The sequence below is a fragment of the Undibacterium sp. Ji83W genome (assembly GCF_049340385.1).
Taxonomy (GTDB): domain Bacteria; phylum Pseudomonadota; class Gammaproteobacteria; order Burkholderiales; family Burkholderiaceae_D; genus Undibacterium.
The window spans coordinates 40,896-55,969 of record NZ_JBMPOZ010000010.1 but is presented as its reverse complement, the minus strand read 5'-3'; the positions used below and the strand labels follow the sequence as shown (position 1 = coordinate 55,969).

At 47.7% G+C, this 15,074-nt stretch carries 18 protein-coding genes; 7 read left to right on the top strand and 11 right to left on the bottom strand.

The features are described from left to right. Positions 1-75: 75 nt before the first annotated feature. The 4 genes from ACO0LD_RS17205 to ACO0LD_RS17190 all read left to right on the top strand — a co-directional run bounded on the left by ACO0LD_RS17205 (position 76) and on the right by ACO0LD_RS17190 (position 2,409). The gene (locus ACO0LD_RS17205; RefSeq protein ID WP_423008946.1) at positions 76-462 is read left to right on the top strand and encodes a DUF4398 domain-containing protein; all 387 of its coding nucleotides are present in this window, start codon (positions 76-78) and stop codon (positions 460-462) included. 82 nt (positions 463-544) lie between these two features. Next, complete coding sequence (locus ACO0LD_RS17200; protein ID WP_423008944.1) at positions 545-1,477, top strand: OmpA family protein; 933 nt, start codon at positions 545-547, stop codon at positions 1,475-1,477. Between the two features lie 26 nt (positions 1,478-1,503). Beyond that, complete coding sequence (locus tag ACO0LD_RS17195) at positions 1,504-2,091, top strand: BON domain-containing protein (protein ID WP_423008942.1); 588 nt, start codon at positions 1,504-1,506, stop codon at positions 2,089-2,091. A gap of 87 nt (positions 2,092-2,178) precedes the next feature. After that, a complete protein-coding gene (locus tag ACO0LD_RS17190) occupies positions 2,179-2,409 on the top strand; it encodes a hypothetical protein (RefSeq protein ID WP_423008940.1) in 231 nt (76 codons plus the stop codon). Between the two features lie 135 nt (positions 2,410-2,544). On the opposite strand, the gene cls is transcribed toward ACO0LD_RS17190, so the two are convergent. The 7 genes from cls to ACO0LD_RS17155 form a co-directional block, all read right to left on the bottom strand. After that, complete coding sequence (gene cls, locus ACO0LD_RS17185) at positions 2,545-3,963, bottom strand: cardiolipin synthase (RefSeq protein ID WP_423008938.1); 1,419 nt, start codon at positions 3,961-3,963, stop codon at positions 2,545-2,547. A 20-nt stretch (positions 3,964-3,983) separates the two neighbouring features. Beyond that, complete coding sequence (locus ACO0LD_RS17180) at positions 3,984-5,039, bottom strand: NAD(P)-dependent alcohol dehydrogenase (RefSeq protein ID WP_423008936.1); 1,056 nt, start codon at positions 5,037-5,039, stop codon at positions 3,984-3,986. Between the two features lie 55 nt (positions 5,040-5,094). Then, positions 5,095-5,421: a hypothetical protein gene (locus tag ACO0LD_RS17175; RefSeq protein WP_423008934.1), complete on the bottom strand. Its 327-nt coding sequence runs from the start codon at positions 5,419-5,421 to the stop codon at positions 5,095-5,097. Positions 5,422-5,497: 76 nt separating this feature from the next. Next, positions 5,498-5,650 (bottom strand): DUF3309 family protein, encoded by a 153-nt coding sequence (locus ACO0LD_RS17170; protein WP_423008932.1) that lies wholly within the window; start codon positions 5,648-5,650, stop codon positions 5,498-5,500. Between the two features lie 101 nt (positions 5,651-5,751). Next, positions 5,752-6,048: a hypothetical protein gene (locus tag ACO0LD_RS17165; RefSeq protein ID WP_423008930.1), complete on the bottom strand. Its 297-nt coding sequence runs from the start codon at positions 6,046-6,048 to the stop codon at positions 5,752-5,754. Between the two features lie 44 nt (positions 6,049-6,092). Continuing rightward, positions 6,093-6,566 (bottom strand): hypothetical protein, encoded by a 474-nt coding sequence (locus ACO0LD_RS17160; protein ID WP_423008928.1) that lies wholly within the window; start codon positions 6,564-6,566, stop codon positions 6,093-6,095. Between the two features lie 50 nt (positions 6,567-6,616). After that, positions 6,617-6,811: a CsbD family protein gene (locus tag ACO0LD_RS17155; RefSeq protein ID WP_423008926.1), complete on the bottom strand. Its 195-nt coding sequence runs from the start codon at positions 6,809-6,811 to the stop codon at positions 6,617-6,619. 338 nt (positions 6,812-7,149) lie between these two features. Here ACO0LD_RS17155 and ACO0LD_RS17150 point away from each other — a divergent pair, with 338 nt between their 5' ends. Together ACO0LD_RS17150 and ACO0LD_RS17145 are read left to right on the top strand one after the other, a co-directional pair. Then, positions 7,150-7,692, top strand: a complete 543-nt coding sequence (locus tag ACO0LD_RS17150; RefSeq protein WP_423008924.1) for a hypothetical protein — start codon at positions 7,150-7,152, stop codon at positions 7,690-7,692. A 98-nt stretch (positions 7,693-7,790) separates the two neighbouring features. Next, on the top strand, positions 7,791-8,102 hold the full coding sequence (locus ACO0LD_RS17145; RefSeq protein ID WP_423008922.1) for a BON domain-containing protein: 312 nt from the start codon (positions 7,791-7,793) through the stop codon (positions 8,100-8,102). A gap of 346 nt (positions 8,103-8,448) precedes the next feature. Here the strand turns inward: ACO0LD_RS17145 and ACO0LD_RS17140 are convergent, their stop codons facing one another. From ACO0LD_RS17140 to ACO0LD_RS17130, 3 genes are all read right to left on the bottom strand, one after another. Next, complete coding sequence (locus ACO0LD_RS17140) at positions 8,449-9,483, bottom strand: OmpA family protein (protein ID WP_423008920.1); 1,035 nt, start codon at positions 9,481-9,483, stop codon at positions 8,449-8,451. A 495-nt stretch (positions 9,484-9,978) separates the two neighbouring features. Next, the gene (locus ACO0LD_RS17135; RefSeq protein ID WP_423008918.1) at positions 9,979-11,208 is read right to left on the bottom strand and encodes a Yip1 family protein; all 1,230 of its coding nucleotides are present in this window, start codon (positions 11,206-11,208) and stop codon (positions 9,979-9,981) included. Positions 11,209-11,381: 173 nt separating this feature from the next. After that, complete coding sequence (locus ACO0LD_RS17130) at positions 11,382-12,173, bottom strand: DNA/RNA non-specific endonuclease (RefSeq protein WP_423008916.1); 792 nt, start codon at positions 12,171-12,173, stop codon at positions 11,382-11,384. A 281-nt stretch (positions 12,174-12,454) separates the two neighbouring features. Between ACO0LD_RS17130 and ACO0LD_RS17125 the strand changes: the two genes are divergently transcribed. After that, entirely contained in the window at positions 12,455-13,375 is a 921-nt protein-coding gene (locus tag ACO0LD_RS17125) for a GNAT family N-acetyltransferase (protein WP_423008914.1), read from the top strand. 15 nt (positions 13,376-13,390) lie between these two features. On the opposite strand, the gene rtcR is transcribed toward ACO0LD_RS17125, so the two are convergent. Beyond that, positions 13,391-14,998, bottom strand: coding sequence for an RNA repair transcriptional activator RtcR (gene rtcR / locus ACO0LD_RS17120; RefSeq protein WP_423009274.1), 1,608 nt, complete (start codon positions 14,996-14,998; stop codon positions 13,391-13,393). Positions 14,999-15,074 lie beyond the last annotated feature (76 nt).

Here is a 15,074-nt window from a genome sequence, read left to right as displayed (position 1 = left end):
GCGGTATAAAGGCGGCGAAGATCACAATAAATGTGGCTTGCGAGAGTACAGATACTTATCTACTGGAGAATAAAAATGAATAAAAACTTGAAAACTGGTCTTTTGACCGTATGCAGTATGAGCCTGGTAATGATGATGGGTTGCGCTAGCAGCATGAAAACACCAGCGACGGCAGAAGTTGCTGTCTCTAAAGAAGCAGTCGATAACGCTACCGTAGCTGGCGGCAGTGAATTTGCTCCAGTAGAAATGAATTCTGCGCGTCAAAAAATGGCACTGGCAAACAAGGCCATGCAAGATAAAGACTATAAGCTGGCCAGTGATCTGGCGACCCAAGCCCAGGCGGATGCCAAACTGGCACAGGCCAAAGCCAATTCTGCCAAGGCAGAAAAAGCTGCCAACGCTCTGCAAGACGATATTCGCGTTTTGCGTGAAGAGCTGCAACGCGCAAATAACAAGCAATAAAAATAAGCAATAAAAAAATAAGCAAAAGAACGTTGTCAGCAACTCTACTACAGAGTTTGCAATAATATTTTAAGGAAAAATCATGAATAAGAAAATATTTGCACCAGTCATCTTGATGACAGCAATGCTGCTTTCAGCTTGCAGCACCGCGCCAAAAACTACCAGCCTGCTGGACCAGACACGGATGGATTATCAGGCGGCACAAAATAATCCAAATGTACAGACTTTGGCACCCTTGGAAATGCGCCAGGCGGATGTGGCAATGAACGATGCCAATAAAGCTGCCAAAGATAATGAAAGCTCAGAAAAAATTGACCGTCTGGCTTATATCGCCAAACAAAAAATAGGTGTAGCTCAAGAGCTGGCCAAGCAAAAACAGGCAGAAGCCAGTGTTGCCGACGCCGCCAAAGCCCGTGACCAGATCCGTCTGGAACAACGTACCAATGAAGCCGACAAAGCCAAAATGCAAGCAGAGCAGGCCAAGGCACAAGCCGAGCAAGCCAGGCTGGCAGCACAAATAGCGCAGGGCGAAGCCAGTGAAGCACAACGCAAAGCACAGGAAGAACAGGCCAAGGCGCTGGAAATGCAAAACCGCAATGCTGCCCTGGAATCACAACTGGCAGACTTGCAAGCCAAGACTACCGTACGCGGCATCGTTATTACCCTGGGTGACGTATTGTTTGGCGTGGATCAATCCAAACTGAATCCTGACGGTATGCGTACCGTTCAAAAACTGGCAACTGTCTTACAAAACAATATGCAAAGAACAGTGCTGGTTGAAGGGCATACCGACAATACTGGCTCACAGGCACACAACCAGGACTTGTCAGAACGTCGCGCCAATGCAGTACGCAGTGCCCTGGTCTTGATGGGCGTGTCGCGTGATCGTATCGAAACCAAGGGTTTGGGCGAAGCCTTCCCTGTTGCCGAAAATAATACAGCACAGAACCGTCAGTTGAACCGTCGCGTAGAGATCATTTTGTCTGATGTGAACGGCAAGATATTGCCACGCTAATTGCCAGACTCTGAGAGAAGAAAGGAATGATGATGAGCTACTTACTACATACAAAATGCATTAAATATATCTTGCCCCTGTTATCTGCCTCTCTGCTGTTAATGGCAGGTTGCAATAAGGGGGCAGATGGCGCTGCATCAAATGCCTCCACTACTATTGGTGTGGAAATTGATGACTCTGTCATCACCACCAAGGTCAAGACTGCATTGATGTCTGACGATATCATCAAAGGCACGGACGTAAAAATTGAAACGCGCAAGGGTGAGGTTTTACTGAGTGGTTTTGCCGACAACCAGGCGCAAATCGACCATAGTGCCGCCGTCGCGATGGCGATAGAAGGTGTCAAGAAAGTCGATAATAAACTCGTGCTCAAAGAAGGCAAGCAGACCGTGGGTAACAAGATCGACGATAGTGTCATCACAGCCGGCATTAAAACAGCCATGCTGCAGGATACACAAATGAAAAGCATGGACGTTGCTGTAGTCACCCGCAAGGGTGAAGTACAACTGAGCGGCTTTGTCGATAGTGAATTGCAGGCAACACATGCAATTGAGGTCGCCAAGAGTGTTTCTGGTGTGCAAAGCGTTATCAATAATCTCAAGGTAAAAAACTGATCAGGCTTTTGCCAGGTTTTGCAGTTTCGTACTTCCCCTCATCTTTAAATGATGCGGGGAAGTTTTACCAATTAATGCAGGACAAATATGATGAGCAATGAGCTAAACGAAAAACCAGCGCCAGAACCGATACCAGCACCAGCACCAGCACCAGCACCAATCAAGCCCGAGCCAGAAGAAAAGAAAAAAATCATTGAAAAGAAAGAGGATGACCTGGACGAGGCCCTGGATGAAAGTTTCCCAGCCAGTGACCCGGTGGCTATCTCAATTACGCCGCAGAACGTGGCAGATATACCAGCGTCTGACAAGAAGAAATAATTGCTGTAATCGCCGAGTGCACACTTACCGGAGTCTGCCCAATTACCTGTCCGGTGAAGAATGGATTTATCATTTATAGCATCTATGATTGATCTGACTCAGGTATATGCGGCGAATTAAGTATGGCAGGCCATCTCACAGCCAGTATTCAAGTCGCCTGGCCAGCCATTCTTTCAGCTTGTTCATTTGCGGACGTTGTTGCCAGCTTTCCAGGGTAATTTCTGTAGACAGGCTCAAATCTTCTTTGAATGCATTTTCCATCGCCACTGCAAATTCAGTATCAATAACGACGACATTGACTTCTTTATTGTGCAAAAAGCTGCGGGTATCGATATTAGTCGATCCTACCGTTGACCATACCTGGTCAATGACGGCGGTTTTTGCATGCAACACGGAAGTATTCAGTTGATACACTTTGATTCCTCCAGCCAGCATCTCATCATAAAACGATTGACCAGCGTGAAACACCAGGCCGCTATCAGTCACCCCAGGCATGATGATCTTCACATCCACACCGCGTTTGGCCGCTGCAATCAGGGCTTTCAATATTTGTGCATCAGGTACAAAATAAGCTGAGGTGATATGAATGCTGTCCCTGGCTTCCTGTATCGCCAGTAAATACGCTTTGTAAATAGCCGGGTTACTTTCTGGCTCACTGGCAAGTACGCGAACCATTTTATTGCCCTGGTTTTTCAGGACAGGGAAATACAATTTATCAACTGGTGGCTTGTCATCGACACTCAACCATGTTTCCAGGAATATCCATTGCAATGCGGCCACGGCTGGTCCGGTGATCTGTATATGCGTGTCACGCCAGCCAACCTTATCAGGGTTTTTTGATTTCGAACGGAATAGTGAGCTATTCGCATAGCTGGCGCTGATATTGACACCGCCAGTGAAGGCAATTTCACCGTCGACGATCAGGATTTTTCTGTGGTCACGCCGGTTTGGTGACCAGGGCCCCTGAAGTTTAGTCGGGTTGACTGGATTAAATGCCAGCAGATGTATGCCCGCTGCCTTCATATTGTCGAAAAAGCTTTGGGGCGTACCTATGGTGCCGACACTGTCATAGATGATATTGACCTCTACGCCAGCTTGCTGTTTCTCTATCAGCAGCCTGGCAAATTCCAGACCTAGTTCGTCCTGGTCAAAAATGTAGGTTTCCAGGTGTATATGGTCTTTTGCCTGCCTGATGGCGGTCATCATCGCATTCATGGTTTGTGGACCATCGAATAACAAAGTAACCTGGTTGCCAGCAATCAGCGGGCTGCCAGTAACAGCCTCTTCCAGTGCTGCCAGGGCTTGCATATTGGCCAGGCCAACGCTGGAGTTTTTCCAGCGCTGCCGCATCAGCGCCTGCGCTTTCGAGGTGCTAAGTTCACCCTTGGCATTGCTGATGGTAGGTTTGGCTGATGCAGTTTTTTGCGGCTGATCAAGAGCTGGCTCGAGGTAATTGATTTCTGGCAGCGAACTACAGGCATTGAGCAAGATGATGGTGGCTATGCCCACAGAACTCATCAATAAATGAGGCGGTAATCTATGGTGAGCAGCCATGTTCAGTCCTTTTTGTAGAGTCAGGTTGTAATAGCGACTTTCAATACGCCGTCGCGCTGATTGGCAAACAAGTCATAGGCTTGTTCTATATCATCAAGTTTAAAGCGGTGCGTCACCATGGCATCGAGCTTCACGCGTCCTGATTTGACGACATTCATCAGGCGTCGCATACGCTCCTTGCCACCCGGACATAGGGTAGTAATGATTTTATGATCCCCCAGGCCTGCAGCAAATGCATCCAATGGCAAGCTTAACTTGCCGGAATAGACGCCAAGGCTGGACAATCTCCCGCCAGGTTTTAATGCACGCAAACAACTTTCGAAAGTCATTTGCGTACCCAGAGCTTCTATCGCCACATCCACACCACGACCGTGAGTCAGGCGCATGATTTCTGTCAATGGGTCAGTTTTAGTATAGTCAATTGTGATATCTGCCCCCAGCGCCCTGGCCATGTCCAGGCGGCTGGCCACCCCATCCACTGCAATAATCAGGCTGGCTCCACGTAATTTGGCACCGGCAGTCGCACACAGGCCTATTGGCCCCTGGGCAAAGATGACGACAGTGTCACCTATCTTGATATCACCACTTTCAGCACCACCAAACCCCGTGCTCATGATGTCCGGGCACATCAGCACCTGTTCATCTGTAAGACCATCGGGTATCACTTCCAGATTACTCATAGCATATGGCACCAACAGGTATTCTGCCTGGCAGCCATCGATAGTATTGCCAAAGCGCCAGCCGCCTGCAGGTTTTCCGCCGCATTGCGAATGCTGTCCATCCAGACAAGAATAACATTGCCCACATGGTGATATGGCACCAACGACGACGCGTTGGCCCAACTCATATCCAGTCACACCTGCACCTAATGCTGCGATCACACCTACCGGTTCATGCCCTATGGTCAAGCCAGGTTTGACTGGATATTCGCCTTTCAGTATGTGGACATCAGTACCGCAAATGGTCGTCGTGGTGATCTTGATGAGCGCCTCACCCGGTCCGGGAGCAGGGATGGGTTTCTCTTCTATCGCGATTTTACCTGGACGCAGATAGACAGCTGCTTTCATGGTGGGCATTGCTTCTTCCTTGTGTGAGCACATCTTAACGACATAGATGAGATGTGTTCTGGTATCAACGTGGACGGATGCCCGATTTTCTATAGGCTTCAGCCATATCTTGCTGCATGGTCGCTTTGGCTTCACGCAGGCAAGCGCTTTGTTGATTGCGTTCTGCCCGTTTACATTCCATCGCTGACAACTGGTACACGGCTTCTGCTTCTTTCTTCAGGGTCTTGAAATAAGCCATAGGCGTCATTTCTTCCTGATACCAGCGTTCAGGATCACCGCGCTGGGAAATCGCTGTTGGATCAACATCCGCAGCCAGTGCCGGGTTCAGCATTGCGCCACTGATCAACGCAAAAAGAATACCGGTTACAAATTGTTGTTTTGTCGTTTTCATGATAACTCCTTAAAAGTGAGACATTAAGAAATGTAGAAACTGCATACATTACAAATGCAAGAACATTACAAGGACATTACAAGCGGCCAGTCAGCAATAATATAACGAGAATAATCACGATCAGGCCAGTAACGCCACTGGGACCATAACCCCAGGAACGACTGTGTGGCCAACTTGGGAAAACACCAATCAGGGCCAGGACAAGTATGACGAGTAGTATGGTGATCATTTGGTAGCCTATAGAGTTAGTTAAGTGAGTTAGTTAAGTCGGGTTAGCGTTCATTTTTTTCGGATAGATTTTTTGATCTCCGCCGGCATCGTATTCAGGATTTATTTATCCTTGAGTTGAGCTTTAAAATAATGGCAAGAATTGACAAAGGCATCGCGTACTTTTTCGGTCGTGGCGATCATACTTTCCCAATTACTTTCACTGGCAGATTTGATTTCATCGAGCTTTTCGCGGACCTGTTGTGCCTGTGTATGGAGATGTTCCATTTCTTTCTTGTATTGCTCGTGCATCACTTCTTTGGACGCAGCAATTCTTTCTTCCATCTCAGTCATGCTGAGATTTAATTCATCCAGCTGTGTCTTGATACTGGCTATATAAGCCTCGCGTTTGGCCAACATGATTTTTCTCCTTCTTGGATAACTAATAAGTTCCTGGGTTAGACTCAGATATTGGCGTATTCCCCATGTTGATCTTTCCACGCTTCCAGCCTTTGTTGATCATCAGCTCTGGCTATCGGGCAGAAACTGGCATTGGATTCCAGATCAGTTTCCAGCTCTTCAAACTTTTGACTGGAAATACCCCAACCCAGCAAGGAACCGACGACAGCCCCAAGCACTATGCCCATAGCTGCCCCTGTCAGTGCTGCTGCCATAGGCTCGGTGACCAGTAAATCCAAACCAGGGACAAAAAACGGAGAAATCATGACCGCAAGTGTCGCGTTAATCATGCCCAGCACACAGCCGACTGCCATGCCTATACATGCACCAGTGCTGATACTGGAACTGAATTGCAAATGTTCCATGGCTTGCCTTTTGAAATCGCTGTGTCGTGTATAAAGATGCGTAGGCAGAGTGCGGGGGGACTGTGTTCCTGTGCTGTTCATGTTCAGCGATTGCGTGTCATTGATAGTGATCATGATGTCTGCTTCCCTGGTAAAAGCCGGCTCACACCGGGTAGGTCCTGTGCTTATGGTTTGGTGATTTCTTTGACGGTTTTTTCTATGGCTTCACGGGCATCGCCCATGGTCTGTTCCATCTTGCCGACAACTTGTTTTTGCAGGCCCTTAATTTCCTGGTCCTTGCTACCTATGATTTTTCCCGTGTTTTCTTGCACTTTACCGGCGATATTTTTAGCGACGCCTTTGATTTGGTCTTTGTTCATGATTTTTTCCTTTTTAGTAATGAGTAGAAAGTAGATCTACCTGTTTCAGCTAGATTTGAAAAGCAATTTGAATTCAGATAAAAATCTGACGCATAACAAATCTATGCTTTTCCCGACCATGTCTCTGTGCGCTGGCACACTCTGCAAAAGAAATTTCAAAAAAACGTCTGCTTATGCTGTGTTTTTGCTGTGTTATTGAAATATATATTGAGCAATGTTCGATACCGCACAGATACGTAGTTGAGCTGACATCAGAATCGGGCATCGGACTTTTCCGACGCTGCAATTGTTGATGGCAGATTTTGATCTGCCTGACATTCACACCTAAGGGGAAAAATATGAATAAGAAATTAGCCATGATGCTGGTTTGTACAGCTACGTTGAGCAGCGCCGTTTGGGCAGCTGCAGATGAAAAATCAGTTGCTTATACAGCAGCAAAAGAATCAGCGAGTACTGAGTTCAAACTGGCAAAAAGCAAATGTGACGCTATCACTGGTAATCCCAAAGATGTCTGCCTGGCTGAAGCAAAAGCTGCCCGTGTGCACACGGAAGCAAATGCCAAGGCGGAATATAAAAATACCGTGGCAGCCCGCACCGGTGCCAGAAAAGATATTGCCGATGCTGACTACGACGTAGAGAAAGCAAAATGTGGCAGCATGACTGGCAATGATAAAGATGTTTGTATCAAGCAAGCCAAGTCCAATAAAGTCGCTGCTGTATCAAATGCCAAGGCCGACAAAAAAGTAGTCGATGCCCGTGTTGATGCCAATGACGAAAAGGTCAATGCAGAATACAAAGTTGCGATAGAAAAATGTGATGCCTTGTCTGGTCAGGGCAAAGACAGTTGTGTCGCAGCAGCAAAATCGAAATTCGGTAAATAAGTTCGCTTCAACACAAAGTCGTACCGGAAGCGTTATGCACCAAACGGCTTTGTGTTCATTTAATGTATGTAATTTTAATTAATCTCTGAAAGAAAAAAATGAAAATCGCTCAACGCATGATGACTATGGTATTCGTCGGTTCCCTGATGGTGATCACTGGCTGCGCTTCAACATCCACAAAAGAAGGCACAGGTGAATATGTTGATGATTCCGTCATCACAACCAAGGTCAAGGCAGAAATTTTTAATGAACCAACATTGAAATCGGCAGAAATCAATGTCGAAACATTTAAAGGCACAGTGCAACTCAGTGGCTTTGTGACTTCAAGTGCCAATATTGAAAAAGCAGTCTCTATCGCACGTAATGTAAAAGGCGTACGTTCCGTGAAAAATGATATGCGCCTGAAATAAGACTTGGTTTTGTATGAAAAAGCGCTGTCAATTGACAGCGCTTTTTTTATGTCCAAAGAATGCCAGTAATGAGCCAATTTCTTTCTTTCTTTCTTCACAGTGCTGATTTGCTTAAAGTTCATTAAATAAAATTGGTCTGCGTGATCATATACCTATCTCAATATGCAGATGCGTAACTTGCTTCATTTCACTTGCAGGCGCATGCATAGCACCCGCTCATTCTAATCACTTAAATATCTGCATTGCGAGCTCTTTGCATCCTGCTGCGTGCGCTATGAACTTAGGGACGGCATCAGAGATAAAAAAACGGGAGCCTGAGCTCCCGTTTCTTATTATGCATTATTGATTACTTCACGCGTTTTTCAACTGTAAATTGTTCAATCTCTACACGGCGGTTAGGTTCCAGGCAAGCGATCAGGTCAGCGCGTTTTTTGTTGTTGCAAACAACGACTGGATTACTTTCACCTTTGCCTACAGCATTCAATCTTTGTCCATCAACACCTTTATCGTTCAGATAGGTTTTAACGGAATTGGCGCGCTTCTCGGACAATTTCAAATTGTATTGATCTGAACCGATGCGGTCTGCATAGCCAGTGATAACTACCTGGTTGATTTGCGGATTGGCATTCAAGGCTGCGGCGATATCATCGAGTTTTGGCTGCGGTATGCTCAGTATCGCACTATTAAAGGCAAACAGCTCGGTCGCAGACAGGGTGATTTTTTGATATACCGGTGGTGGCGGTGCAACTGGCGCAGGTGGTGGTGGCGCTTGTACAACTACTGGTTCTGGAGGTGGTGCAGGTGCGTAGCTAACGGGCCTTGCTGCGACCTTTGGTTTGTCGAAGGCGTAATTGAGGCCGAATGACAGATGGGAATTGCTGGCCTGGCTAAAGCCAAAGTCGTTGCCATGCAAATAGCCATGCACCTTACGCCATTCTACCTGTGCAGACCATTGATCGTTCAGTGCAAATTGTGCACCGACACCGCCGCTAACTGCAGGGGCTGTGCTGTCACCAGATTTCAGCCCGCCATTGCTCCTGTCACGGTTGGCGGCAATGCCTAATACCAGGTAAGGACGGAATGCTTCACGGGAAAACAGATACAGCACATCAACGCCGAGGGCATTTTGCTGATAGCGCTTGCCGTTATCTGAGGAGCGTGTGTAATTGGTATTGATTTGTGCATCCACGTTTTCTGACAGTGGTTTACCCAGACGCAAACCTACGCCATAACCACGGTTGCCCGCGCCAAAAGTTTCATCAGTCTCTGCCGCGTGGACGCTGCCACCGATATACCAGGAGGGATTGTAGTCTGCAGCCATTGCGCTACCTGCGCAAAACAGCAATGCCAGTGCGGCGGGAAGTGCTTTTAATGTGCTCATGGATAATCTTTCTAAGTAGGTGAATTCATGGGAAATGTTTTGCTCGGCTGGAAAGTCACGAAACCACATTTTTGTCCTGCGGAGAAATGGGGTGCGTAATTAAGTCCTGAACGGCAGATTAAGGCGGGGGCGATATTTCATCGGTGCGCTGGCGCACAATGTGGTTCTTTTGTATTAAAAAAAGAAATTTATTTTTTTGCAGCCTGCCGGCTGGTGCAATTTGAAGAGCGAATCTGGAGTCGGGAAGATTTAAGTTGTCTTGCCTCTGGCATTTGCCAGGCTAAGGCGCAAAAAGTATCTGCCGTATAGAATAAACTCAAAGACTACTACCCAAATGACTGCGATGCAGATAGAAATGAGGTAGTAAAGGGAGGATAGAAGGAAATTGATAGCCGGAGAGCCTTAGCTACTAGCTATCATTTTATTTATTGGGGCAAGTCTGAGCAGAGATGTACGCTTGCTTGCCTACGGTGAAAATTTAATTTTGCAGCTGGCTTACTGTTTTAGGCCTTCATTCTTCATCGCTTCCAGCTTGTCGTAACCGACAGTTGCCGAGGCTGTTTTGATAGTCGCCATATCGACATTATCACCATGGGTTTCTACCAGGAAGCGACCACCGACCAGCAGACTGTATTCGCCTGACGGCCCATCTTTCTGGAATCTTTCATGGGTGGGGCGGCCATTCACCTTGCCCATTTTTTCATAGCCAGTATCGGTTTCCTTGTCCTGCTCTATCATGCCCCAGGCAAACATGGCACCAAACATCTTGCTGCCCCCGGTATCGGTGATCGTCATTCTTATCTGATGATTGTTTTCATCACCGTAGCGGGCTTCTGCCTTGGCAACCTTGAACTCGCCCATGGCAGATTTTTCACCTTCCAGACTATTGCGTTTCAAATTGCCTATGGCCTCCGGAAATAAGGCTTTTAGTTTGTCTTTGTCCACCACTTCTGCCTGGCTGCCAGCACCCAAAGCTACACCTATTGCTTCTGTTGCTGCTTTCATTTCAGCTTGTGAGTCACCAGATTTTTTAGCCGCCTCCATCTTCTTGTTGGCTTCTTCCATTTTCTGGCCCATCTTTTCCAACTCACCCAGTGCGCCATTGGTTGCCACTGTGTTACGTGAAGTCGCCATGTCACCTATGCTATACATGGGGCCTCCGCCTATGGCTCCGGTGACCATTCTGAACACCACCATCAGCACAATGGAACATATGATAGTGACTGCGGTATAGGCAGTTGCTTTTTCTTCGGGAGCTTTCATCAATACTGGCAAGCCCAGGTACAGTATATAAATGCCATATGCGCCAGCGATAAAGCCGAGTATGCTCAATGATGGTAGCAAGAACAGAATACCGGCCAGCCACGAAGGAGTAAAAGCATAAACGGCAAGCTTCAACGCTTGCGCGGGATTTTTCTCTGCACCAAATTGTGGTGCCAGCGCATCGATAATCAAGGAAATCAGATAGACCCCGATGAAGGCAAAGACAAAACTCAACACCATCGCACTAATACCAGAGACGATAGGGAGTCGTATATTGCCCAGCAAGGGCACACCAAAGCCAATAATGCTCATGCCAATGAAACTGGCTACTGCCGGGATGGCAGCAAGTGGCGCAACATAGTTTTTAAACAGGTCTGCCGTGCTGGTGGTTTCTGCGGCAATGACTGGCCATTCAGTTTTTGGCGTCAGGACAATATTTTTCGCGCGTTCTACGAGATTCATGGGTTTTTCCTTTAATGAAGGGTAAGGTCGGTATCTGCGACCAAAAACAGGAAAACTGAAGAAAACAGGCTACTTAGCTTTTGACTAACTGACAAAGTTTATTACAGTTTTTTGCAAGTAGGACAAAATTAAGCACTTTTCTGCTGTTTTCGCACAATGAATCTCATGTCTTGCTAGGTGTCATCTTTTCCCATCATGGGCAGGAACTGTATCCCCGTTTTATTGACCAACTCCTTATAGCTTATGGGTTTGCTGGCATGTGCCTGGTCCGTGTTTTCTACCCAATGCGCCCAGGCACGCCCGCTAGCGGGGTCATATACCAGCTTGAACAGATATTTGGGTACCCAAACCTTATTGTTTCCCACCGTTGCTGGACGGGAGTCGTAAACTGGGCCGGTAATGACGTAAACATCACCTGATGCCCGTAATACATATTGCCGCGTAGCTTTTTCTATGGCGGCCCAGGTTTTACGGTTATTGGCCGGTGCCTGCGGCACCATATTGGCCAGCGAAAAGCTTTGCGCCATCGCCGTACTATCCACCATGTCAGCAGCTGGTGCCATATGGCCACGGTCATAACCAGAACCTCTGTAGTCATCCAGTTCAGCTCTTTCTGTAAGCGGCAGGCGTGCATCGGCATAGAACTGATCAGTGCGTTTATTCTCTCTTGCCTTGTAAATGATCTGGCGATTCAGTCTTTCAGCCACATAGATGGGCGTATGGCTTTTACCAGAATGCAGTACGGCAAATGCCGAGAAGCACAAGGCGCGCGGACGCATATCAGTGGAAGGGCGTATTGCCGGGATCTGTCCTTTGGCAAAGAACTGGCGGCACCCGGCAAACTCCCCTGTGTTCTGAGTTGGAAAGTTGAAGATAGCGTTATCCAGAAACGAGAGATCAACAAAGGAAAGACTGACGACAGCAAAAACGAGCAGGGGGCTGAGTTTGGCGAGTTTTTTTAACATGAATATGAAAGCTGATGCCGGGTAAGGGCAATCCTGAAGTGAGCCAAATCCATTTGTTGACCAAGCCCCAGAGTACAATCTGAGACTGGCAAATTGAGCAGAATATGAAAGGGCTGGATTCTATATGATTTTTCTCAGGGTATCTTGCTGGTAAGTAAATGCCGGTATTTTTCAGCAGAGGCAGTCGGTAACAAATAGAGACTATTTTGACAATAAAATACTTGCCTATTTAACTTACTTGGCAGACTATGCGGCAAATCAAAAAAAGAATAATACTCCAGATGTTTTCCACCGCAACGCTGATCACTGTCCGAAACAAATTGCTCAAGCTTGAAACGCGTTGGGTACTGCCAGGCTTGTGCTTGCTTGAAGCCATGCTGTATTGCCTTGATGAATTCACCGGCCCGCATAGTTTCTATGCGCCTTTCTATATCTTTCCCGTTGCTTTTAGCGCAGCCTTGCTTTCCCGACGCATGACATTTTTCTTTGTCATGCTCTCCAGCCTGGCCAGGGCGCAGGTATTCAGTCAATTTTTCCAGGCGGGCAGCCTGGTGTTGCTGGCATTTGATATCGTCCAAAGCATGTTGTTGTATGGCGCAATAGCAGTATTGGTAATGACGGTCAAAAGCATGCATCAGCGCTTGCTCAGATATGCTGAATATTTGCGTGCCAATATCAGGCAGATGCGTCAGCAAAGACGCAACAGAGCCAGTATACGCAGGGCTTTACCAGATGATGCTGATGGCATCGTACGCCTGGCCGTGAATGGCGCGCAAAATGGCGATTTATCCGAAGATATCTCAAATGCGGTTTTGCAGCGCACGCTGGCTACAGCCTTCAGGCAAGGCATCGTTGAGGGCCAAACTATCAGGCATATCTGGGCTGGCGGTCAGCAAAAAGTGCCGGTTGAATTCTGGGTGTCTATCATCAATGGCCGTATGGCTGGTTTTTTCATGTTGTATGGCGTTGATGACCAGCAAGGATCAGAGCGCGAATTGCATGCCATGGTGGTAGCAGATGAATACCGTGGCCTGGGCATAGGTGCCGCCATGACTGATTTCTTTTGCATGCATTTTAAAAACCGCCGCCTGTTCGCAGCCTGCAAGACGGGTTCAAACATGATGAAGATGCTGAGCCGCAGGGGCTTCAGCCAGTTTTGCACGGCAGAAAACGGCTACGTCATCATAGAACGGCATAATTGAAACTTGCTTCTGTCATCAATTCTTATGCAGGGCATCCCACTGCAAGCCAAACTTGTTGAGATATTTTTTGAGCCTGTCTGCATCATTGGGGTTGGCTTTGTTGCTGCGCGAAGCGGCAAACAATTTCCGGCCTGCTTCCGACATGTTTTTAGAACGCACACATATCGCCAGCACGGCTTGTAATTGCACTGCATCAAATAAATCCAGTTGGGCGACTTGCTCTGCATCCAGGTAATCATGCAAATCCAGCTCATGGCTTCCGCCATCACCTTCATGCGCATGCGACCACAGGCGTTGCAGTCGCTTGATTTCTTCACCCGCATTCTGGTCATTGATGCGTCCTGCATCCGCCAGCGTCGCCATGCGCGTGACTGAAGCTGATAAGTCACGGAAATTACCTGCCCACACCGCCTGTGCGGAAGTGGCAAATTCCATATAACTATCCTTCGCTTCTTTATTGAAGCGTACCATCTGCCCGTTCTCGGCGCTGTATTGCGATAGCAGATAATCGATATTCGGCGCAATGTCCTCTACCCGCCCACTCAGGCCAGGCAATTCATATGACCATAAATTGATACGCGCATATAAATCTTCGCGAAAGCGGCCTGCTGCCACTTCCTTGCCCAGATCACGGTTGGTTCCCGCCACCAGCTGGAAATCGCTTTGCACTTCATGGTCGCCACCAACCGGGAAGAAGCGTTTTTCTTCCACCGCCTTGAGCAGCATGGCTTGCTCATCCAGGCCCAGCTCACCAATTTCATCGAGAAACAGCAAGCCTTTATGCGCCGTCCGCAACAAACCGGGGCGGTCAGACATTGCGCCGGTGAACGAACCCTTGATATGACCAAACAGGGTAGAGCCCGCGCCGTCGCCACGCAGGGTAGCGCAGTTGACTTCGACAAACTTGCCTTCCAGCCTGTGCCTGGCTTTTTTCAATTCAAAGATACGCCGCGCCAGGAAAGATTTGCCCGCACCAGTCGGCCCCATCAGCAGGATGGCAGCTTTGGACTTGATGGCGACACGCTCTATCTCATCTATCATGGTATTAAAGCGCGCATTGCGAGTGGCAATGCCAGACTTTAAAAAAGCCACGCCTTCTTCCTGTTCACGACTGAAGCGCTGGGCGATCTGGTCATAGCGTGACAGGTCAAGATCGATGATGGTCATCTCACCAAAATTGTCCTTGGTCTGCCGCCGTGGCGGCGAAGTTTGCAAGAGCTTGCCGGGCAGGTAGCTGGCTTCTGTCATCAGGAACAGGCAAATTTGCGCGACGTGGGTGCCAGTGGTGATATGCACCCAGTATTCTTCTTTGTCGGTATCGAAAGGGTAGGACCTGGCAAAGTCAAACAGGCAGCCATACACGTCTTCAAAATCCCAGGGATCTTTTATATCTAACTGATGCGCGCATACCTTGGTCTCGGGCGAGGTATCAGCTATGTCCTTTTCCAGTTGCGCGAGCAAGGACTCATGCTGGCCGCTGTAGAGTAAATCAATGCGGTCAATGACGATATCCTCATGCTGGGTCAGCGCAACCGTGGGCCGCCATTTTTCCCAGCGACCACTGCCACGACCACTATCGAGTTGCGTGCCTATAAAACCGATGACGACTTTTTTCTTCTTAATCATTATTTGATAAAAATTTATCTATTTGGATAATTATATATGAAATTAGTTTGTATAGTCATTTCAATGGTTTTCG

What these genes read in the sequence shown, in the direction of transcription:
- ACO0LD_RS17125 (WP_423008914.1), top strand. Translation starts at nt 12,455, where the DNA reads ATGTTTTCCACCGCAACGCTGATCACTGTCCGAAACAAATTGCTCAAG.
- ACO0LD_RS17200 (WP_423008944.1), top strand. Translation starts at nt 545, where the DNA reads ATGAATAAGAAAATATTTGCACCAGTCATCTTGATGACAGCAATGCTG.
- ACO0LD_RS17205 (WP_423008946.1), top strand. Translation starts at nt 76, where the DNA reads ATGAATAAAAACTTGAAAACTGGTCTTTTGACCGTATGCAGTATGAGC.
- ACO0LD_RS17155 (WP_423008926.1), bottom strand. Translation starts at nt 6,811, where the DNA reads ATGAACAAAGACCAAATCAAAGGCGTCGCTAAAAATATCGCCGGTAAA.
- ACO0LD_RS17170 (WP_423008932.1), bottom strand. Translation starts at nt 5,650, where the DNA reads ATGATCACCATACTACTCGTCATACTTGTCCTGGCCCTGATTGGTGTT.
- ACO0LD_RS17195 (WP_423008942.1), top strand. Translation starts at nt 1,504, where the DNA reads ATGATGATGAGCTACTTACTACATACAAAATGCATTAAATATATCTTG.
- ACO0LD_RS17130 (WP_423008916.1), bottom strand. Translation starts at nt 12,173, where the DNA reads ATGTTAAAAAAACTCGCCAAACTCAGCCCCCTGCTCGTTTTTGCTGTC.
- ACO0LD_RS17135 (WP_423008918.1), bottom strand. Translation starts at nt 11,208, where the DNA reads ATGAATCTCGTAGAACGCGCGAAAAATATTGTCCTGACGCCAAAAACT.
- ACO0LD_RS17175 (WP_423008934.1), bottom strand. Translation starts at nt 5,421, where the DNA reads ATGAAAACGACAAAACAACAATTTGTAACCGGTATTCTTTTTGCGTTG.
- ACO0LD_RS17140 (WP_423008920.1), bottom strand. Translation starts at nt 9,483, where the DNA reads ATGAGCACATTAAAAGCACTTCCCGCCGCACTGGCATTGCTGTTTTGC.
- ACO0LD_RS17165 (WP_423008930.1), bottom strand. Translation starts at nt 6,048, where the DNA reads ATGTTGGCCAAACGCGAGGCTTATATAGCCAGTATCAAGACACAGCTG.
- ACO0LD_RS17160 (WP_423008928.1), bottom strand. Translation starts at nt 6,566, where the DNA reads ATGATCACTATCAATGACACGCAATCGCTGAACATGAACAGCACAGGA.
- ACO0LD_RS17145 (WP_423008922.1), top strand. Translation starts at nt 7,791, where the DNA reads ATGAAAATCGCTCAACGCATGATGACTATGGTATTCGTCGGTTCCCTG.
- cls (WP_423008938.1), bottom strand. Translation starts at nt 3,963, where the DNA reads ATGGCTGCTCACCATAGATTACCGCCTCATTTATTGATGAGTTCTGTG.
- ACO0LD_RS17190 (WP_423008940.1), top strand. Translation starts at nt 2,179, where the DNA reads ATGATGAGCAATGAGCTAAACGAAAAACCAGCGCCAGAACCGATACCA.
- ACO0LD_RS17150 (WP_423008924.1), top strand. Translation starts at nt 7,150, where the DNA reads ATGAATAAGAAATTAGCCATGATGCTGGTTTGTACAGCTACGTTGAGC.
- ACO0LD_RS17180 (WP_423008936.1), bottom strand. Translation starts at nt 5,039, where the DNA reads ATGCCCACCATGAAAGCAGCTGTCTATCTGCGTCCAGGTAAAATCGCG.